This window comes from Salmonella sp. SAL4457 (assembly GCF_046548235.1).
In the GTDB taxonomy this organism is placed as follows: Bacteria; Pseudomonadota; Gammaproteobacteria; order Enterobacterales; family Enterobacteriaceae; genus Salmonella; species Salmonella enterica.
Map to the genome: position 1 here is coordinate 114,863 of NZ_JBGDZO010000001.1, position 21,202 is coordinate 136,064.

General features: G+C 55.6%; 13 protein-coding genes. 2 read left to right on the forward strand and 11 right to left on the reverse strand.

Translation table 11 applies throughout. The features are described from left to right. Positions 1-11 precede the first annotated feature (11 nt). The 9 genes from ACLJNW_RS00575 to mdtA form a co-directional block, all read right to left on the reverse strand. A complete protein-coding gene (locus ACLJNW_RS00575; protein ID WP_049812309.1) occupies positions 12-2,066 on the reverse strand; it encodes a DUF4034 domain-containing protein in 2,055 nt (684 codons plus the stop codon). A 10-nt stretch (positions 2,067-2,076) separates the two neighbouring features. Further along, positions 2,077-2,793, reverse strand: a complete 717-nt coding sequence (locus ACLJNW_RS00580) for a DUF1266 domain-containing protein (RefSeq protein WP_000498586.1) — start codon at positions 2,791-2,793, stop codon at positions 2,077-2,079. Then, positions 2,793-3,995 carry a PcfJ-like protein gene (locus ACLJNW_RS00585; RefSeq protein WP_023204065.1) on the reverse strand — a complete coding sequence of 401 codons (1,203 nt, stop codon included), beginning with the start codon at positions 3,993-3,995 and terminating at the stop codon, positions 2,793-2,795. Before ACLJNW_RS00585 ends, ACLJNW_RS00580 begins: the two co-directional genes overlap by 1 nt. A gap of 268 nt (positions 3,996-4,263) precedes the next feature. Further along, positions 4,264-4,986, reverse strand: coding sequence for a two-component system response regulator BaeR (baeR, locus tag ACLJNW_RS00590; protein WP_000137854.1), 723 nt, complete (start codon positions 4,984-4,986; stop codon positions 4,264-4,266). Continuing rightward, the gene (gene baeS / locus ACLJNW_RS00595; RefSeq protein WP_000870077.1) at positions 4,983-6,386 is read right to left on the reverse strand and encodes a two-component system sensor histidine kinase BaeS; all 1,404 of its coding nucleotides are present in this window, start codon (positions 6,384-6,386) and stop codon (positions 4,983-4,985) included. Before baeS ends, baeR begins: the two co-directional genes overlap by 4 nt. Continuing rightward, positions 6,386-7,798: an MFS transporter gene (locus tag ACLJNW_RS00600; protein WP_001523543.1), complete on the reverse strand. Its 1,413-nt coding sequence runs from the start codon at positions 7,796-7,798 to the stop codon at positions 6,386-6,388. The genes baeS and ACLJNW_RS00600 overlap by 1 nt, the downstream gene beginning before the upstream one ends. Next, the gene (mdtC, locus tag ACLJNW_RS00605; protein ID WP_001210077.1) at positions 7,795-10,875 is read right to left on the reverse strand and encodes a multidrug efflux RND transporter permease subunit MdtC; all 3,081 of its coding nucleotides are present in this window, start codon (positions 10,873-10,875) and stop codon (positions 7,795-7,797) included. The genes ACLJNW_RS00600 and mdtC overlap by 4 nt, the downstream gene beginning before the upstream one ends. After that, a complete protein-coding gene (gene mdtB, locus ACLJNW_RS00610; RefSeq protein WP_001197786.1) occupies positions 10,876-13,998 on the reverse strand; it encodes a multidrug efflux RND transporter permease subunit MdtB in 3,123 nt (1,040 codons plus the stop codon). After that, positions 13,998-15,236, reverse strand: coding sequence for a multidrug efflux RND transporter subunit MdtA (gene mdtA, locus ACLJNW_RS00615; protein WP_024154560.1), 1,239 nt, complete (start codon positions 15,234-15,236; stop codon positions 13,998-14,000). Before mdtA ends, mdtB begins: the two co-directional genes overlap by 1 nt. A gap of 282 nt (positions 15,237-15,518) precedes the next feature. Here mdtA and ACLJNW_RS00620 point away from each other — a divergent pair, with 282 nt between their 5' ends. Further along, positions 15,519-15,578: a type I toxin-antitoxin system Ibs family toxin gene (locus ACLJNW_RS00620; RefSeq protein ID WP_105887528.1), complete on the forward strand. Its 60-nt coding sequence runs from the start codon at positions 15,519-15,521 to the stop codon at positions 15,576-15,578. A gap of 98 nt (positions 15,579-15,676) precedes the next feature. Here the strand turns inward: ACLJNW_RS00620 and yegD are convergent, their stop codons facing one another. Further along, entirely contained in the window at positions 15,677-17,029 is a 1,353-nt protein-coding gene (gene yegD, locus ACLJNW_RS00625; protein WP_023203957.1) for a molecular chaperone, read from the reverse strand. A gap of 133 nt (positions 17,030-17,162) precedes the next feature. Here yegD and alkA point away from each other — a divergent pair, with 133 nt between their 5' ends. Next, positions 17,163-18,032, forward strand: a complete 870-nt coding sequence (gene alkA / locus ACLJNW_RS00630) for a DNA-3-methyladenine glycosylase 2 (protein ID WP_000494703.1) — start codon at positions 17,163-17,165, stop codon at positions 18,030-18,032. Here the strand turns inward: alkA and ACLJNW_RS00635 are convergent. Then, the gene (locus ACLJNW_RS00635) at positions 18,000-20,990 is read right to left on the reverse strand and encodes an MASE1 domain-containing protein (RefSeq protein ID WP_000042948.1); all 2,991 of its coding nucleotides are present in this window, start codon (positions 20,988-20,990) and stop codon (positions 18,000-18,002) included. The genes alkA and ACLJNW_RS00635 overlap by 33 nt on opposite strands. Positions 20,991-21,202: the final 212 nt, after the last annotated feature.

Sequence of the window (21,202 nt, forward strand, 5' to 3'; positions counted from 1 at the left end):
CGGACGGTATACTAGGCGAAACGAAAGCGTTTCCAGAAAGAATCGAAATGCAGGTGGTCCAGGCAGTCCATAACGATTTCATTATCCGGGTAAAGCGTGAAGGCAAAATGCGCCCAGCGTGCGCTTAGCTTCATATTAAACAGCGTTCGATCGTGTTTATTACCGTGCAGGCGCGATAGGGTCACCATAGCATGTAGCGTGCCTTTGTTGGCCTCTTGTTGCACCAGTTCCAGATGCTTATGCGCCAGCGTAATATCCTTCACTTCAAAAATATTCAGCAGGAACAAGCCCCAGGCCTCTTTATGCCCGAACTGATGCGCCAGCCAGAGATTATCGAGCAGTTCTTTTTCATAAGCGGAACGTTTTTCGGTATCAGGTTCTTGTTTACTCAGACGCTGGTTGCAGATGCCAATGCTGAAATGAATATTTTGCAGGTCATTTTCATAGTCGGTATAGCCTCCGTTATCTATTAATTTGTACGGGGTGCTCTCGCGCAGCGCTAACTGCCGGTGCAAAATCTCCGCCGCGCGCTGAAAATACCCTAACGCGATGGCAGGATCGTAAGGTAGTAGGCCGTTGTTCTCTTTATTATTGTGTTCAAGGCCCAGCAGGTTTAGCGCGGCGGGTATATTTCTTTGTGCGCCCAGCTCTGCCAGCGGCACGAAATGTTCCGGGAGCCCGAACCAGTTGAAATTTTTAATCGCCGCCCGCCAGTTATGGTTATATTGAATGTCGGCGACGCTATCGAGCCAGGCGAGGCCTTGCGCCTCATCCTTTTCGAAACCCAATAACCCGGCGTACTGAAAGTAGCCACGACGGATTTTCGGCACTGCGAATTCCGTTTGCTGCGCATTCTGACAGAGAAAATTATACATCCACCAGGTGTCAGGAAAATCGCGCAGGGCGAACTTTATCGTGTCATCAGAGAAGTAGTTGTTGAGCTTAACTTTTTCCACGATCGAACGCTGAAGGGTTCGCCAGAGCGCGTCATTATCGTCCAGATCGCTATAGCAGACCCGCAGCCACTCCAGCGCGTTGTGGCGAGATTCCTGAATATGCGCTCGCAGGCTAATCTCTTCGGCTTTGGCGATAATACGTTCCTGTTCTGCCGGGGAGTCAACCTCTTTGATGCGCAGATCGCGGTGATCGTCCCACCAGATCAATAGCTCCAGATGTTCACGTTCTGCGGCAGAAAGGTGATCGCATACGCTTGATTCCAGAAATTCGCGGATCTCCTCGTGAGACCCTCTCCAGCGTGGCATACGAAACGGGATATATTCATCCAGCACGTAAAATGCCGTCGGGAAAATAGCCAGGCAGACGGCGAGCCAGTATTTTTGCCCGGCATCGTCATTGCACTCCGGCAGCACGGACGGGCGAGGCAAATTTGGGCAAACCGCATCGGCAAACGACAGCCCGGAATGGGCCATCAGCGCATCCACCTCCTGCGGTGAATGGCGATGATATTCAGCCAGATCTTCCATTAATGGCTGCCCGGCAACATCCGCGCCCACGAGGAACTCAACCAGCCAGTCGGGCTGGCCGAAGACTTTTGAGTTGGTGCTGGTCAGGGCCGCCGCCATCCACTGGCGCGGTTCACAGTCGATAGCATTGAGCGCGGCGATGACCATCCGTTCGTTGCAGGCGGCGGCGCAGATCCACATCGCTCGGGTGGTTTCTCTCGCCCAGCCATAGCTGCGGTAAAGCCACGCACGGTGATTCCAGTATTGCGCCTCGGCAAGCCAGGCGTGAGTGGAGCGGGGACGAGCGCGCTGCCAGTTTTTGATCAGCGCTAATCCTTGCGGCCCAGCCTCAACCAGCGTGTCCATATCGTAAAAAGGGTTGTCCATTTGATTCCAGGCGAAGAAATAGCGCTTTTCCGCTTCGCGGCTGGTAAAGCTCTCCGTCAGCGCCTGGTTGTAGCGTTCGTCCAGTTCGTCATAGCGTTCTTCGCGCAGCAGGCCGGGAATATCGGCAATATGCCACTCTCGTTGCCCGTCATTGAGGGGATTTTTGTGGTTGCACATCTCAAACATAGCGTTGAGCAGACGATCATCCTGTTCCATAAAGCGTCCTTTAAATCGGCTCGAAAATTTTGAATTCATTCCACGGCAGTTGTCGCCAGCGGCTGACCGGGTCTTGCAAATAATGGGTGGCTTCCTGTAAATCCCGTCCGGCAAGCGCTGTTGGCGTGTCACGTAGCGTGAGCCATACCCGGCGGGCGCGAACGTAGGCGGTGGCGTAATCCTCCCAGGAATCAAAACAGTCCTGAGCGCGCTGGGCGTTAAGTAATAACACCAGCCAGGCCTGATGTACGTCGCACCAGCCGAGCCCGGCGATACAGCGGGTCAGAAAGGCGGTGCGCATGCAGTCGAAAGCCAGCGCGTCGCGGACCTGGCCCTGGGCCGCCAGATGATGATAAAACGTGCGCGGCGAGCTGCCGATGCCCGCAGGCCAGCGGCGTAAGATATCCTCAACCTTGTGGCGTAACGCCGCGCCGTCAAGGTTTTCGCTCAAGCCCAGCTCTTTTTTTACCTGCTGCGCCAGATAGCGGCGTTTGTCATCGTCAAGTTTAAATACCAGCTCAACGCCTTTGATCGGTAGCCCGTTGCGCCGGGCGAGGATATCAGCTAGCGCCAGCGCCCATTGCCGCCGTCGGGTATCGCGACGCAGGTCTTTCAGGCGATCTTTTTCTTTCTCCTCGGCGATACGGGCCGCAATCAGCGGTTTGTTTTTTTTGTAGTTGCGCCAGCTAAAAAATAGGGCGGCAATAATAAGAACAATCCAGAACATTATTGCACCTCCTTGATGACAGGGAGGTAGCGCGTGGTTTGTAGCGTCAGGCTTTCAATTTCGAAAGGTTCGCTACTGGTGTTTTCCCCGGCAAGCGTAGGGTGCCATTCATGTCGTGGAAACAGCATTTCCGCAGCCGTCGCCACGTTAGGATCAACAACCTGAAGGTAGCGTAGCGCCTCCGGGGCGCTGTGCAGCAGCAGCCACTGTAAAGCTACCGGGGGAGTGGGGAAGTGTTCCATTAAATGAAAATTGTCATGCAGCACATTGAGCAGAAAATTGAGGTCATGAATATGAGTAATAAATTTCCAACCTGAATATTCCGGCGTTGCTTCATAAACTATTCCCATCCCTTCGCAATCGGCGTGGCGCTCAGGAAGTGGTTGCAGATGGCGTAACAGAGATAAAACATCGTTAGCATATTTCTTAATAGGGTGGCGATTTTGCTTACCTTTAATCTGATCAATGCTCAGGCCGTTATTACCAACCACCAGGCTTATTGTGACGTGGGGAATATTATTGCCGTCGCGCAGGCTGAACAGGCGAAGTTTCTGTTGTTCAACTTGCCGGGCGTAGTAATCGCCGTAGCCGCCGGAAAGCGCGCCTTTATTGTCAAAATCTCCGACGCAGTGTTGCATATGCCAGGATTCATACGCCATCTCACTGCGCAGGCCGGGGTTTGTCGCATCAAGTTCAACCAGCACACCGTTATTCACCGCCATCACCGGTTTTAGCGCCTCGCTGTTGGAGGGATACCAACCTTGTTCACGCAGGCGCTGCATTTTTTGATGCTCCGCTTCGCGCATTGCCAGCACGGTAAAGCAGTTGATGCGCTGTAGTTTAGTTTCCAGCCGCGTTCCTTCCTGACGCGAAAGAAATTCCACTAAATCTCTTTCCATCGCCACAAGTTGCGGGTGCTGAACGTTAAGGTAGTAAAAGCGCTCATCGCCACCCAGCTTTGGCGCCAGCCAGGCGGGGATTTCTGCATCAGCGCTAAAATAAACGGCATAATCGGCGACGGAGCGCACAGGATAAACATGGGGAAAGTCACCAATGATCCAACGATAAAAATGGTTGCTTAACCAGCGCTGGATATTCTCGCTGTCGCCGCGTTGTTGGCTCCGTGAAAAAATAGACGATTTTACATTTGGCGCATTTATTATATTGCGTGGTTTATAGCGGTGAGATGACGTTTCTGTCATAAAAATCCATGTATAATTAAGCTGGTATTATGTTTATGTATTTTTAGATTCACTTAATGAATTAATGCGCAATAAGTTTAAAAAACTACTCACAGTATATCGGTAAACTAAAAAGAGCGGCCAAATAATTTATTGTCTCCGATCGCGTTCGTCGTGGTTTTCGGGATACCGCTCGGCCAAAGGAAAGAGGACAGTGTGTTAATTCCGCCAGAATAGCGTTGGCGGAAAATATCGTCTTACGACTTTGTTATTGTTATGCCAATAATCATTATACCAGGCGACACGCATCCGCTTCCCAGCGATATCCCACCCCGTAGACCGCGCGGATAAATGACTGTTCGGCATCCAGCGATTCCAGCTTGCGGCGCAGGTTTTTAATATGGCTGTCGATGGTACGGTCGGTCACCACACGGTAGTCGTCGTAGAGGTGGTTTAACAACTGCTCGCGGGAAAAAACTTTACCCGGTTCAAGCGATAAGGTTTTTAGCAGGCGGAATTCAGCGGGGGTTAAATCCAGCGCTTTACCACACCAGGAGGCCTGAAAGCGGCTTTCATCAATCATTAACGGGCTTTCGGCATCCTGCTGCTGGAGTTCGCGCTGCGGTTTACAGCGGCGCAAAATGGTTTTCACGCGGGCCACGACTTCGCGCGGGCTGTAAGGCTTACAGATATAATCATCGGCGCCGATTTCCAGCCCCAGCAGCCGGTCGATCTCTTCAATTTTGGCTGTGACCATCACAATGGGGATGTCGGAAAAACGGCGAATCTCCCGGCATAGCGTCAGACCATCGGTACCCGGCAGCATCAGATCCAGCAGAATCAGATCCGGCGGCGTTTGACGCACATACGGCAGTACCTTGTCGCCGTGATTGATGAGCGTGGGGGCGTAACTCGCCGCGCGTAAGTAGTCAATAAGCAGCTGACCCAGCTTGGGTTCATCTTCAACAATCAAAATGCGCGGCGTGTTTTCATCAATGGGTAATTCAGTCATACTTCTCTCTGTAAATCGCGATCCAGCGGTAACTCTACTGTAATGCTAACCCCGCCAAAAGGCGAATGAGCGGCGTGAAGATGACCGTTATGCGCGTGTACAATATTGACGCATATCGCCAGCCCCAGTCCAGAACCGCCGCTGGCGCGGTTACGGGACACTTCCGTGCGGTAAAAACGGTCAAAAAGCTTTTGTAACTGTTCATCGCTGACGCCCGGTGCAGAATCGGCAAAGGTCAGGAATAATGATTTGTCGCGTTGTTCGGCGGAAATATGCAGGCCGCCGCCGCTGTCGGTGTAGCGCAAACTGTTTTCCAGCAGATTATTAAACAGTTGCATCAGGCGATCCGGGTCGCCGAAGACGGTCATGCTATCCGGCAACGCGTAATGTAGCGTTAGCCCCCGGCTGGTAAAGCGCTCTCTGAACGCGCCGCCAGCGACTTCCAACAGGGGAACAAGATCGACGGTCGTTTTTTGATAAGCCAGCGCGCCCTCGTCAGACAACGACAGCTGATGCAGGTCGTCAACCAGTTTGGTAAGCGTACCGACTTCCGCCTGTAGCGAGGTAACCGATTCTGGCGTGAACTGGCGAACGCCATCCTGAATGGCTTCCAGTTCGCCGCGCAATACCGCCAGCGGCGTGCGCAGTTCGTGGGAAATATCCGCCATAAAGTCGCGGCGCATCTGCTGGTTTTTTTCCAGCGTGCTGGCAAGCTGGTTAAAATCCTGCGCCAGTTTTCCCAGCTCATCGGCGCTGGTTGGGGTCACGCGCGTGGTAAAATCCCCCGCCGCCAGTCTGTGCGTACCCTCGACCAACCGTTTGACCGGGGCGAGCAGGCCACGCGCCAGCAAAAATGTCGCCAGCGCGGCCAGCAACGTTGATAACGCCACGATCATCCAGCTGGCGCGCCGCTGCTGCATATCAAAATTAATATCCGTATTGCGCGTCAGCCGCTCGACAGGAGAGGCGATAACCGCGCCGACTTCGGCGCCATTGACCAGAATGGGCCGACGAGTACCGTCATGCGGCACCGGACCGCGTGGGCCGACCAGCACCCGGCCATTTTGATCGACGACCCAGAATTGGGTGCGCCAACCGTGCGGCGGCATACCGGGGCCGGGTTTATCGCGGTCGTTGTCATGCTCAAATGAACGCAAAATCTGGAAAACGAAGCGATCGTTGTTGCGTAAAAAACGCCAGTTGCCGTGTTGCTGGTACTGGTCGCCCAGCGCATCGCCCAGCATTTGTAGCCGCTGCTCGTTGCCGTGTTTGATATAGTCAATAAATCCGCGTTCAAAACTGACGCGCACGGCCCAATGCATACTGATCAGCAGCACGATGCAGGTGGCGAAGATCGCCAGAAACAGCTTGCCGGTGATTCCGGGCCGCCAGACTTTCATTACAGGCTCCTTTTACGCCGTGAAATGACCATGTTTTGCTGTGTATCGTTCGGCACGCGGGCAAAAATTATCGCTGGTAGCGCGATAATAACCGCCATACATAACCAGGTGTACATAAAGACGTGATGTGTGGCGCTACTGTCTATCCCGATATGCTGTTGGCCAAACATACCCAGCAGCATTCCGGCAATAGTGACGCCGATACTCATCGAGAGCTGCATAATCATCGATAATAAGCTATTGCCGCTGCTGGCCAGCGTATCGGGAAGGTCTTTTAGCGTTAAGGTGTTCATGGAAGAAAAGCGCGCCGAGTTCACCATTCCCTGCAAAAGCAGTACCAGCGGCAGGAGATAATACCAGCCGAGCAGCGCGACCGACATAAACAACAGGCTAACCAATGCCAGTCCGAGCGTAGTCGCCACCAGAACCCGACGATAGCCAAAACGGTTAACTATCTGCACTACAATCCGCTTCATTCCCATGCTGCCCAGCACCATGGGGATCATCATCAAACCGGCATGAAACGGTGAAAAACCAAGACCAATTTGCAAAAAGACCGGCGTCATAAACGGCAGCATACCGCTGCCGATACGCCCGGCAAAACTGCCCAGCAACCCCAGTGAAAACGTGGGCGTGCGGAACAATCGCAGGCTGAATAACGCGCCTGAGTTTTTTTTGGCATGGAAGAGATAGAGCAGAATGGCTGCCGTGCCACCCGCAGCAAGTCCGGCTAATGTCCAGGGCGAAATCCCCATGCTTTTACTACCGTCCAGCGCCAGCGTGAGTACCGCCATGCCGATAGCTAACAGCAGGAACCCCGGCAGATCAAAGCGCCGGGTCTCTATGGTGTAGTTTGGCATCAGCATAAAGGTCGCCATAGCGCCGACAATTCCCACCGGGATATTGATCAGAAAGATCCAGTGCCATGAAGCATATTCCACCAGCACCCCGCCCAGCGCGGGGCCGAGTAACGGCCCGATCTGTCCCGGTAGGGTGACGAAGGTCATTGCCGCCATATATTGCGCGCGCGGCACGATTTTCATGACCGTCAGGCGTCCGACCGGCACCATCATCGCGCCGCCTACGCCTTGTAAAACCCGCGCTAATACCAGTTGATTAAGCGTGCCGGAGAGGGCGCAAAACAGCGAACCCAGCGTGAACAGCACAATGGCGGCAAAGAAAATATTACGCACGCCGATTTTATCTGCCAGCCAGCCGCTGGCGGGGAGCATCACGGCGACGGTAAGAACATATGACACCACTACCATGTGCATATGCAGCGGGCTTTCCCCCAGGCTTTTCGCCATGGAGGGCAGCGCAGTGTTGACGATGGTGGTATCCAGCGACTGCATAAAAAAGCCGAATGCCACAATCCAGAGTTGCCAGCGGGTGTTGTCAGGAAGTTCTGTCATATCTCTACTACCGGTTTGCTATTTTTACGCGAAAAACGCAGCCGCAGACGGTCGAAAAAGAGGTACACCACTGGCGTGGTATAGAGCGTCAGAAGCTGGCTCATGACCAAACCGCCGACAATGGTTATCCCCAACGGCTGCCGTAATTCCGAACCGTCTCCGCCAGATAACACCAATGGCAGTGCGCCGAACAGCGCCGCCAGCGTGGTCATCATTATTGGACGGAAGCGTAACAAGCAGGCCTGGAAAATGGCTTGTTCCGGCGTCAGGCCGCCGCTTCGTTGCGCTTCAAGCGCAAAATCGACCATCATAATGGCGTTTTTCTTCACAATGCCAATTAATAGCATGATCCCTATCAGGGCGATTAGGCTGAAAGGGGCATTGAAGAGTTCCAGCGCCAGAAGCGCCCCAACGCCCGCCGATGGTAGAGTAGAGAGAATGGTCAGTGGATGGACGTAGCTTTCGTACAGTATCCCCAGCACAATGTAGACGGTAGCGATCGCCGCCACTATCAAAATAAGCTGTGAATTCATGGTCTGCTGGAAGACTTGCGCCGTTCCGGAAAAACTGCCGCGTACCGTCGAGGGGACGCCAAGCTGCGTCATGGTGCGATTAATGGCCTCTGTCGCCTGCGATAACGATGTGCCGGTCGGCAGGTTAAAGGCAATCGTGGACGCCGCGGAAAGTCCCTGATGGTTCACCGACAGCGGCGCATTGGCGGGCCGCCATTGGGCGAAATAAGAGAGGGGAATCGCTTTTCCGTCACGGTTGATAACGAACATTTTCTCCAGCGCGCTGATATCCTGGCTATAGCGCGGATCGACTTCCATCACCACTTTATACTGGTTCATCGGCTGATAAATGGTGGAAATTTGCCGCTGGCCGAAAGCATTATTTAACAGACTGTTTGCGGCCTGAACATCAATACCCAGCCGTGACATGGTGTCGCGGTCGTAGATAAGGTTCATCTCCGCGCCGTTATCCTGCTGGTCGGAGTTTACGTCCGCCAGTTGCGGCAGGGCCGAGAGCGCTTTGCGTATTTTCGGCTCCCATTCGCGCAGCGCCGCCAGAGAGTCAGACAGCAACGTATATTGGTAACTGGCGTTAGCCTGCCGCCCGCCGACGCGAATATCCTGTACCGCCATCAGAAACAGCCTGGCGCCAGGTTCTTTTGCCAGTTTGACTCGCAGTCGATCAATGATTTGCTGCGCCGTCTCTTTGCGTTCGCCGCGCGGCTTCAGCGTAATAAACATCATGCCGCTATTCACCCTCGATCCGCCGGTAAAACCAGTGACATTATTCACCGCCGGATCGTCGCGAATAATTTTCATAAAATCCTGCAGCTTGCCGCGCATGGCCTGGAAAGAGATGCTTTGGTCAGCCTGAATACCGCCCATCAACACGCCGGTGTCCTGCTCCGGAAAGAATGTTTTAGGGATGGCGATATAAAGCCAGATGTTCAGCGCAACGGTGCCAAGAAAAACCACACCGACAAGACGCGTATGGTTAAGCACCCATTTTAATGACGTGCCGTAACCCTGTTGCAAGGCGACCAGCAGACGGCCAACGCCCCGTTTACGCGGTTGGGTGCGCGGTTTGCTTGATTTAAGCATCCAGCCGCACATCATCGGCGTCAGCGTGAGCGAGACCACCAGCGAAATGCCAATCGCCACCGAGAGGGTAACGGCGAATTCCCGTAATAATCGTCCTGGCAGGCCGCCCATTAACAGCAGCGGCAGAAATACCGCCACCAGCGACAGACTCATGGAGATGACCGTAAACCCAACTTCTCGCGTACCCTGTAATGCCGCCTGCAAAGGTTTCATTCCCGCCTCCAGATGGCGGGCGATATTTTCCAGCACCACAATGGCATCATCAACGACAAATCCGGTCGCGATAGTCAGCGCCATCAGCGACAGATTGTTGAGGCTGAAGCCGCACAGATACATGGCGGCGAAGGTGCCGATGAGCGAAACGGGAACGGCGACGGCGGGAATTAGCGTGGCGCGCCCGGAGCGCAGGAATAAAAACACCACCAGGATCACCAGCGCAACAGAGATAGCCAGTGTCTCTTCTACCTCTTGCAGCGATGCGCGAATCGTCGGCGAACGATCCTGGGCGATTTGTAAATCGATAGCGGCGGGGATCATTGCCCGCAGTTCCGGCAGTTTTGCCCGGATGCCGTCGACCGTCTGAATAATATTGGCCTCCGGCAGCTTGCGGATCATCAACAAAATAGCGGGTTTAGCGTTCGTCATCCCGGCGTTACGGACATCCTGCACCGAGTCGGTGACGCTGGCGACGTCGCCCAGGCGTACCGCCGCGCCGTTGTTATAGTGAATAATCAGCGGCTGATATTCGGCGGCGGTTTTCAGTTCGTCGTTGGTCTGGATTTGCCAGCGGTGGACGCTATCTTCAATTGCGCCTTGCGGTCGGCGTACGTTGGCGCTGTCGATCGCTTCGCGGACCTCATCCAGCGAGACGCCCTGGTTAAAGAGCGCCTGCGGGTTTAAGCCTACACGTACTGCGGGCAGGGAGCTGCCGCCGACGTCAACATCGCCGACGCCGTCAATTTGCGCGATGGTTTGCGCCAGTTGGGTAGAGGCGAAATCATACAGTTTGCCCTGTGACCAGCTCTCCGAGGTAAGCGTTAAAATCATAATCGGCGCGTCGGACGGGTTGGCCTTGCGATAAGTCGGGCGGCTGGGCATTCCGCCTGGCAACAAGCTTTGCGCGGCGTTAATGGCGGCCTGCACGTCGCGCGCCGCGCCGTTAATATCACGATCGAAATTAAATTCGAGAATAATGCGTGTACTGCCGAGCGAGCTGCTGGAGGTCATTTCATTGACGCCTGCAATGCGTCCCAAAGAGCGTTCCAACGGCGTCGCCACCGACGAAGCCATGGTTTCCGGCGAGGCGCCCGGCAGCGAGGCGCTAACCATAATCACCGGGAAATCGACCTGCGGCAGCGGGGCGACCGGCAGCAGACGAAAGCCCAGAATGCCGCACAGCGTAATGGCGGCGGCAATCAAAATGGTGGCGACCGGGCGGTAGATGAAAAGGGCGAAAAAGCGCATCTACGCCTCCTCTTTATGGCGCGGAAAGCGACTTTTCACGTACAGCGACAGGCGGTCAAACAGGAGATAAATCACCGGTGTGGTAAACAGAGTTAATACCTGGCTGACCAGTAAGCCGCCTACCATCGCGATCCCCAACGGGCGACGTAATTCCGCGCCAACGCCGGTACTCAACATTAATGGCAATGCCCCGAGCAACGCCGCCAGCGTGGTCATCAGAATCGGTCGAAAACGCAGCAGACAGGCCTGGAAGATAGCGTCGCGCGGACTCATCCCCTGTTCGCGTTCGGCGGCGAGGGCGAAGTCAATCATCATGATGGCGTTTTTCTTCACGATGCCGATCAGCAAAATAATGCCGATAATGGCGATAATATCGAGCTCGCTACCAGCGATGATCAGCGCCAGCAGCGCGCCGACGCCCGCCGTAGGCAGCGTTGAGAGAATCGTAATCGGATGGATAAAACTCTCATACAGCACGCCGAGCACGATATACATCGCCACCACGGCGGCGACAATAAGCCAGACGGTGCTGCCCAGCGCCGCCTGGAAGGCGAGCGTACTGCCCTGAAACTGCGTTGTAATATCCGCTGGCAGGGCGAGCGTTTTTTCCGTATCGAGAATCGCCTGCACCGCATCGCCGAGCGAATAGCCCTCCGGCACGTTAAACGAAAATGTCGTAACCGGGAACTGATCTAAATGATTGATAGAGAGCGGAGCGAAGCGCTGCTCAATGCGGGCAATCGCGCTGAGCGGTACGGTGCCGCCGTCGCGGCTCGTCAGGCGAATCGTCTCCAGCGCCGCCAGACCCGGCGTGCTGGCAGTATTATGTTCCAGCACGACGCGGTACTGGTTCGCCTGGGTATAAATCGTTGAAATCAGGCGTTGTCCGAACGCGTTGTAGAGCGCGTTATCCACATCCGCCATGCTGATACCCAGACGGCTGGCGCTGTCGCGGTCGACATTCACCCAGGCCGCTAATCCTCGATCTTGCCAGTCGCTGCTTACCTCGGAAAGCTGTGGTAACGACTGTAGCGCGTTCTGCAGTTTTGGCACCCAGTGGCTGAGCGCATCGAGCGTCGTGGCCTGCAGGGTAAACTGATACTGCGTGCGGCTGACCTGCGTGTCGATGGTTAAATCCTGCGTCGGCTGGAGATACAGCGCCACGCCGGGAATCGTCGCCACGGCGGTTTGCAGCCGGGAGATCACCTGCTGCACGCGGTCATCACGCGCATCCAGCGGCTTGAGGTTAATTTGCAGGCGCGCGCTATTGAGCGTGGGGTTAGCGCCGTCTACGCCAACAAAAGTCGTCAGGCTTTGCACCGCCGGGTCCTGTAATATCCGCTCCGCCACCTGGCGTTGACGTTGCGCCATACTGGCATACGATGACGATTGCGGCGCCTGCAGCGTCCCCTGGATAATGCCGTTATCCTGTACCGGAAAGAACCCTTTCGGAATGACTATCCACAGCATAACGCTGAGCAGGAGCGTGGCGAATGCCACGCTCAATGTAAGCCACGGATGGTTGAGCACTTTCGCTAATCCGCGTCCGTAGCTGGCGATCACGCGGTCAAACATCCGCTCGCAGGCGCGGGAAAAGCGGTTTTGTTTACGCAGAGACTGCTGGCTGAGCATACGCGCGCACATCATGGGCGTGAGCGTCAAAGAGACGACGGCGGAGATTAAAATCGCTACCGCCAACGTCACCGCAAATTCGCGGAACAGTCGACCAACAATATCGCCCATAAAGAGCAACGGGATCAGTACCGCAATCAGGGAAAAGGTGAGGGAAATAATGGTAAAGCCGATTTCGCCCGCGCCTTTGAGCGCCGCCGCCAGCGGTTTTTCTCCTTTTTCGATGTAGCGCGAGATGTTCTCGATCACCACAATCGCATCGTCCACCACGAAACCCGTGGCGATAGTGAGCGCCATCAGCGTCAGGTTATTAATGGAAAAATCCAAAAACACCATCACCGCAAAGGTGCCGATAAGCGACAGCGGTACGGCGACGCCGGGAATAATTGTGGCGGGAATATTACGTAAAAACAGATAGATAATCATGACGACCAGCGCGATCGCCAGCATCAGTTCAAACTGGGTATCGCGCACGGAAGCGCGAATATTGGTGGTGCGATCGGACAGGACCGTGACCTTCACCGATTTCGGCAGGCTTTCGGTAAGCTGGGGCAGCATCTGGCGAATGCTGTCCGCTGTCGCAATGATATTGGCGCCGGGCTGGCGTTGAACGTTCATCACGATAGCCGGAGCTTGATTCGCCCATGCGCCGAGCCAGCTATTTTCCGCCCCCTGTTCGACGGTGGCGACATCGCCCAGCCGTACCGGCGCGCCGTTTTGATACGCGATGATAAGCCTGCGGTATTCGTCGGCAGACTGCATCTGATCGTTAGCAGAAAGCGTCACCGCCCGTTCGGGGCCATCCAGACTGCCTTTCGCCGAGTTGACGTTGGCGCCGGTAATTGCGGTACGGACCGTTTCGCTGGTCAGACCGAGCGCGGCGATAGCCTGAGCATTCAGTTTTACGCGTACCGCAGGGCGCTGCCCGCCGGCAAGCGTCACCAGTCCGACGCCGGAGACCTGCGAGATCTTCTGCGCCACGCGGGTTTCTACCATGTCCTCTACCTGGGTCATCGGCATTGCGTTTGAGGTGACGGCAAGCGTCATAATCGGCGGGTCCGCCGGGTTGACTTTGCTATAAATCGGCGGATTCGGCAGGTCGGAAGGCAATAAATTGGTGGCTGCGTTAATCGCCGCCTGTACTTCCTGCTCGGCAACGTCCAGCGGCAGCGTCAACTGAAACTGTAGCGTCACCACCGACGCGCCGCCGGAACTTTGCGACGACATCTGCTTCAGTCCTGACATCTGGCCGAACTGGCGCTCAAGCGGCGCGGTGACGGCGGAGGTCATGACATCCGGGCTGGCGCCAGGGTAGAGCGTAACAACCTGAATAGTGGGGTAGTCGACCTCCGGCAAAGCGGCGACGGGCAGGAAGCGATAGCCAATAATCCCGGCGAGTAAAATCGCTGCCATCAGCAGAGTGGTGGCCACGGGGCGCAGAATAAACAGACGCGAAGGGCCGCCCGTGCTGCCCGGAGGTAATACCTGCATCAGGCGCGCGCTCCTTTTTGACCTTCATGGCGGGAAGAGGATTTTTCATCCGCCACGGTGGTTTGCGGCTCAACAACCTCGACTTTTGCGCCTTCCGTCAGCCGATCAATACCATCGGTAACGACGCGATCGCCTGCCGACAAGCCTGCGCTGATCACCACGTTTCGGTTATCCTGAATACCGATTTTTACCCGCTTCTTGCTGACGTTATTTTCGTCGTTCAGCACCCACACAAAGTGGCCCTCATTGCCCATTTGCACCGCCGCGGCAGGCACCACAACGGCATTTTGTTCGGTATCGACCAGCATCCGGGCGTTCACAAATTGATTGGGGAACAGCGTATCGTCCTGATTGGTAAAGCGCGCTTTAATTTTGATCGTTCCCGTTGTGGGATCAATCTGGTTGTCCAGACTGAGCAACACACCTTCGCTCAATTTGTGCGAGTTAGTCCGATCCCAGGCTTCTACGACCAGCGTTTTCCCCGCTTTCTGCGCCTGAACCACGGTCGCGATATCGCTTTCCGGCAGAGTAAAAATGAGATCAATCGGATGCGTTTGCGTAATGACGACAATACCTGCGGTATCGCTGCTGGAAATCTGGTTGCCGACATCCACCTGTTTCAGACCCACGCGTCCCGAGACCGGGGCCGTGATACGACTCCAGTCGAGCTGTAACTGCGCGCTGGCGACATTGGCTTCATCCGCTTTAATGGTTCCCTGGGTTTCGTTGACCAGCGCCTGTTGCGCATCCAGTTCCTGACGGGAAACCAGATTGGTTTTTGCCAGTTGCTGATAGCGCGCCAGATCACGACGCGCATTCGCCAGCGTAGCGTTATCTTTTGCCAACTGTCCCTGAGCCTGCGCCAGGGCGACCTTAAACTGGCTGGGATCGATTTGCGCCAGCAGATCGCCTGCGTTGACCTGCTGACCTTCCTGAAAGTGCAGGGCGATGAGTTGACCATCCACGCGGCTACGCACCGTAACGGTATTCGCTGCGGTCACGGTACCCAGCCCGCTCAGATAGCGCGGTACGGCCTGCGTGGTCGTGGTCGCGGCCTGTACCGGCGCCAGAGGGCCGTCGCGCATACCGCGGCGACCTGCGGCGGCGGTATGTGGCTCTTGCGCGGCGACGCCCGGCGCGGCGGTCGGGCTTTCGCTACGGCTATGCCAGAACCAGAATGCGGCGGCCACTACAACCCCAATCGCTATTGCCCAGCGGAAAGTATTACTGCCTTTCATCGGTATAAGTTTCTCATCCTGAAACGTTTTGCGGAATGTTGCTCCCTGTATTGTAGTCAGCAGGGAAGGGAGAAAAATGGAGGAATTATGGAACACGGTCGGGATTATTCTGAATGGCGACCCGCTTTGCGAGGCGCTACGCAACTCTCATCGGTGAAAATCGTTAACGCGCCGGAGTGCGGTAAAGTGGCGGCACGGCAATGAAGGTAAGCCACCGATTTCAGCAGGACGCTGAAACGGGAAAGCCCCTCCCGAGGAAGGGGCCAAAATAAGGAAAGGGTTATGATGAAGGTAGTCATCATACTGGTGATACTCTTAGTGATTAGCCTACCAGCTTACTAAGACACCAGGGGGAGGAGGAATCCTCCCTTACGCTCACTCCTGACGTTAAGCCACATCAAGAATAATGTCAATCCATCAGCGCTGGGCTTGCGAGGCGCTTAGCGGAAAACGACATCTGCCCAGCGCGCCAGTCCTGCGGTGACGGAGCCGAAATCATCGCCGCCAGCGACGGGTATGCCCGGTAGCTGTTCGGAAAGCGCTTTTTTAATCAATGGCGAACGGGCGCTGCCGCCGGTCAGATAGATGACATCTGGTTTTTCCTGCGCGCTGTCCATCGCCAGTTGCACCTGTTCCAGAATACGCGCCAGCGGTTGATCCAGCGCCGCTTCCAGTCCTTGCTGGCTGATAGCGACCGCTAGGTCATCGCTGATAAATGGCAGCCTCGCCGTAACATCCGCCTGGCCGGAAAGGGCGATTTTGCTCTCTTCCGCGCAGCGTACCAAGCGGTAGCTAAGCCGCTGACGCCAGACCTTGAGCAGCAACGCGACCTTGTCTGCTTCACGCGCGTTGCGAACCAAATCGTTCAACAGACGACCATTCGCGCTACTGTAAAAATCGCTTTGCGCCGGGACGTCGTTAATCGCGACGGCGTTCCACCACGGCAGCACCGGCAGGGCGATACCTTTTTCGGTTTCGCCGCCCATGCCCAGCAAAGGCATCAGATTTTTAAAGGCCAGCGCGATATCCAGATCGTTTCCGCCCACGCGGCAACCGCTGTGCCCCAACAGGCTGTTTTCACGATCGGCGCGCTGACGCCACTGCGGCCCCATCAGCAGCATGGAGCAGTCGGTGGTGCCGCCGCCAATATCCACGACCAGCACACGCTTCTCTTCCCGCAGCGTAGCCTCGTAGTCCAGGCCCGCCGCAACCGGTTCGTACTGGAATACCACCTCCTGAAAACCGGCGCGTTTTGCCGCCCGCTCCAGAATACCCTGCGCCTGGCGGTTCGCGTCATCGCCGCCCAGTCCCTGAAAGTTGATCGGGCGACCGATCACCGCCTGGGTAATGGCCTCCGGCAATTGGCTGTGCGCCGTATGACGAATATGTACCATCATGGCGCAGACTAAATCTTCAAACAGCGCGACCTGCTGCGGTTTCAGGCCGCTGGCGCCTAAAAAGGATTTCGGCGATTTGACAAACCAGACCTCCTGGGGATCGTCAATATAGTGCGCCAGCGACGCCAGACCAAACTGTACGCTTTGCGCGCCAACCTCAATATCTTCCTCGCGGTTGTAGCGTATCGCGCGGCGCAGCAGCGCCTGGGTTTCTTCGTCCGTTGCCGGCACATCATGATGGCGATACAGCCACTCGCTCACCGCTTCGCGCGTCGGCGCGCACAGCATAGACGGCAGTAATACGCTGTTATTCTCCATTGTCAGCAACTGTGGATGCCCGTCGCGCATAATGGCGACCGAGCAGTTTGCCGTACCGTAATCAAATCCGATAAACACCTTAAAATCCCCATGCCAGTGAAGAAGGGGCGTGACTTTAGCGAAATGTCGTCGCGGCGACAACTGGAATATGAAAGCAAGGCGTTACGTGCGATTAGCGTTTATGCTGAAAGGTCAAATAAAGGAGAAAAGTATGTTTACCCTGAGCTGGCAGCCGCCTTACGACTGGTCGTGGATGTTGGGCTTTCTTGCCGCGCGTGCGGTGGACGGCGTGGAAACGGTAGGCGAGGGCTTTTATGCGCGCAGCCTGGTGGTGGGCGAGCATCGCGGACTGATCAGCGTGAGCCCCCATCTGCCCACCCACACTGTGCAGGTCAGCGTGAGCGCCGGATTACTTCCCGTCGCGCCGGCGTGTCTGGCGAAGGTTTCGCGTCTGTTTGATCTTGACTGCCAGCCCGCGCAGGTTGCCGCCGTGCTGGGGCCACTGGGCGAGGACAGACCGGGGCTGCGTTTACCGGGATCGGTTGATACGTTTGAACAAGGCGTGCGGGCGATACTGGGGCAACTGGTGAGTGTCGCGATGGCGGCCAGGTTGACGGCGAAAGTGGCGCGCCGCTATGGCGAGGCGTTGCCGGATGCGCCCGATTATGTCTGTTTTCCCGGTCCGGAAACGCTGGCGTTGGCCGATCCGCTGGCGCTTAAAGCTCTGGGGATGCCTCTGCGGCGCGCCGAAGCGCTGATTCATCTGGCGCAGGCGACGCTGGCGGGAAAACTGGCGCTCGCCGCGCCGCCGGATATTGAGCAGAGCGTTAAAAATTTACAAACGTTTCCGGGAATTGGCCGCTGGACGGCGAACTATTTCGCCCTGCGCGGTTGGCAGGCAAAAGATATCTTTTTGCCCGATGATTACTTAATTAAGCAGCGCTTTGCCGGGATGACGGCCGCGCAGATCCGTCGCTACGCGGAGCGCTGGAAACCGTGGCGTTCCTACGCGCTACTGCATATCTGGTATACCCACGGCTGGCAACCGTCAATGGATAGCGAAATAGCTGGTATTCAGTAACAAATCCAGCGGTTGCGCTTCGGCGATAGTGTCGCCATAAATCAGATCCACGCCAATACGGGAGAGCGTATCCAGCACCTGTGGATTTTGTACCGGCCCGGCGAGCGTTTTGATGCCCAGATGCTGGGCGTGTCCCTGGATGATCGAGGTCAGCATTTCATCCATTAAACTCTCATGAACGTTGGCGATAAGGTCGCTATCCAGCAGTAAATAATCGACGATATGCGGGGGCAGTAAATTAAACAGCTGTAAATCGCGCCCGACATGGCTGAAAATAACCTGGCAGCCGCGTTGCCGCAGTTTTCGCAGAGTCGCAGCGGCGGTCTGCGCCTGCTTAACGATAACGTCAGCCGGGATAATCAGGTGTAATAACCGTGGCGGTAGTGGGCTATGCTCCAGTTGTTCCAGCAGCTCATCAATAAGGGTCGCGCTGTATAATCCTGCGGCGGACAGCGGCAGCGCAACGCTTAATCCCTTGCTGGCGACGGCGGTCGCCGCATGGTGGAAAAACTCATGGAATACCCGTCGGTCAAGCGCGTGATGCAGCGCGGAGTCGGCTAACCCTGCCCGGAACGCGCGCTCTTCCAACACTTCCCCTTCGCTGGTCCACAGCCTGAGTGAGACCAGCCAAAAGCTGGTGGCCTCCGGCGTACGCGGCGGCGCGACGTTTCTGGCAAGCATCAGCAGGTGGTTATTTTTAATCATATGCCACTGTTCTTCCAGCGGCATCATTCCCTTTGAGGAGGTTAATGCGTGCTGCGGTTCGTACACGGTCAGACGGCCTCGACCGCTATTTTTCGCGGCGTAGCAGGCAATATCGGCCTGAGACACGACCTCTGTGAGCTGGCAGTTATGTTCATTTATCATTGTGATCCCGGCGCTGGCGCCGATCCGATGCAGGCGTCCTTCCCACATAAAGTGATACTCATTAATGGCGTTGATAAGCCGCGTCGCGATAAAGCGCGCGCTGTCACTATTACAATCCGGCAGCAACAGGCCAAACTCATCGCCACCCAGACGGGCCAGGAGATCGCCGGATCGAAGCATACTGAGCATCAGTGACGCGAGCTCGCGCAATAAGGCATCGCCGGCGGCATGTCCCGCGCTGTCGTTAACCGCTTTAAAACGGTCCAGATCGATAAACACCAGCGCATGATGTTGAGGCGATTCCTGTATTGTTTGCAGGCGCTGTTGCAGCTGTTTTTCAAAACTAGCGCGGTTGGCAAGATGGGTGAGGGCGTCATGCGTTGCGCTGTAGCTGAGCTGGCGTAACATTTTTCGTGATTCGGTAACGTCCTGGATAACCAGAACCGAACCAATCTTATCGCCGTCAAGCGTACTGAGCGGCGTGATACTGTAATGAATATCGTAGCTGCCGCCGTTATGACAATGGAGCACTATCTCCTGTTCCATGTCCGATCGCGACCTGTCGGCGCGATAAATATCCTCCAGCAGCGGCCCCTTATCACCTGACGTAATGCGCAGAACCGTTAATAATGGCGCGCCTAAAGCATCCTCTTGCCGCCAGCCGCTCATCTTCTCGGCGATCGGGTTCATAAAGGTGATATTCATCGCGACATCAATACACACCACCGCTTCTCCGATAGAGTCAAGCGTGATGTGCAACCGTTCTTTTTCCTGAAACAGCGCCTCGTTCGCCTGTGTAATACGCTCCATCAACCGCTGGTTTTCCTGCTCGCTTTGCTTGAGATCGTTAATATCTTCGATCTGAGCAATAAAATAGAGAGGTTTATTGTCTTTATGACGAACCAGCGAGACGGCCAGTAGCGCCCAGACGACATCGCCGTTGCGGGTGTAGTAGCGTTTTTCCATGGAATAGCTATTGATGTCGCCGCGCACCAGCATGTTTAGCTGTTCAAGGTCATTATTCAGGTCTTCCGGCCAGGTCAATTGCTGAAATGTCATCGTGCGTAATTCATCCTGGCTATAGCCAAGAAAATGGCTCAGAGATTTATTGACCTGTAGCCACTGACCCTCCGTACCGACCAGCGCCATACCAATGGCGGAATACTCCATCGCGTTGCGAAAGCGGGATTCGCTCTCGGTGATATGTTTACGCTCCGTGCGAAACGCGTACATCACCATCGTCATCATATTGGCAGGCAGCAGGATCATTAAAAAAGGCAGCCACGGCATATTGACCATCACGTCGGTTTTCGGCGTGGCGAGCAGCGTGGGGTCATTGGCCAGCATGAGCGAGACCACGATAACGGTAGCTAAAAAAATTAAAAACGCCTCCATTCGCGGCAGGCGCACCGCACTCCACATCAACAGGACGATAACGCACGTAAACGGCCACGGAATATAGCGCATAGCGAGCCAGCTTAGCGCCAGCGTAATGACCAGCGTCAATAGCGTTTCCAGCAACAGATGCGGGTCGCGATGACGCAACAGATAGTGTGGTTTAAACAGTAAACCTAACGGCACCAGCGTCAGCGCGCCGATGGCTTCCGATAATACCCAAATCAGAAACGCTTTCGAGGCGACCGCTTCCGGCGCTATTAGCCAAAATAACAGGCCGCCGAGTAGCGGCGGAATCACGGCGCTGCCGATAGCCAGACGAAACCAGTCATTCAAATTTTGTAAGGGGTTGTAGCTGGGGAGCAGTTTTCGCAGCAGTATCGCGCCAGTGGCCGCCTCGATAATATTTATTGCCGTCCAGCTAAAGTTAAGCGAGGCGGCAGGAAATAAAGTCAGTGAGGCGCCGATGCTGCCGAGCGAGCAGGCGACCGCGATCCCTGGCCACAGACGGCCCGCATGGCGGTAAAACGCGACCATCATAATGGAGGTGGGGAACCACAGCGGCGCGAGTTGGGTGCCGACACGCGATAATACGAGCGAAAAGAGCGTAAAGACAAACGCGACCAGGCCTAAACTGACCAGACGCAATAGCGGGTGGGGGACGGTAACGAAAACATGTTGGGATGGTTTACTCATTACCACTCTATCCGAATCGCCGGTAACGTCGCGGAATACCGGACGCGTCAGTTTACTCTGTGATTATGCTAGTATAAACGCGTAATGATTTATACGCTGGCTGAATATAAATTGTGGCTCCCGGCGTATTCCTCCTCCAGACGGGTCGATAAAACCGCTGCCCGCGTTAAAACTGAACGCTTTTACATCGCGACGTCGAATGCGCCGCCAAC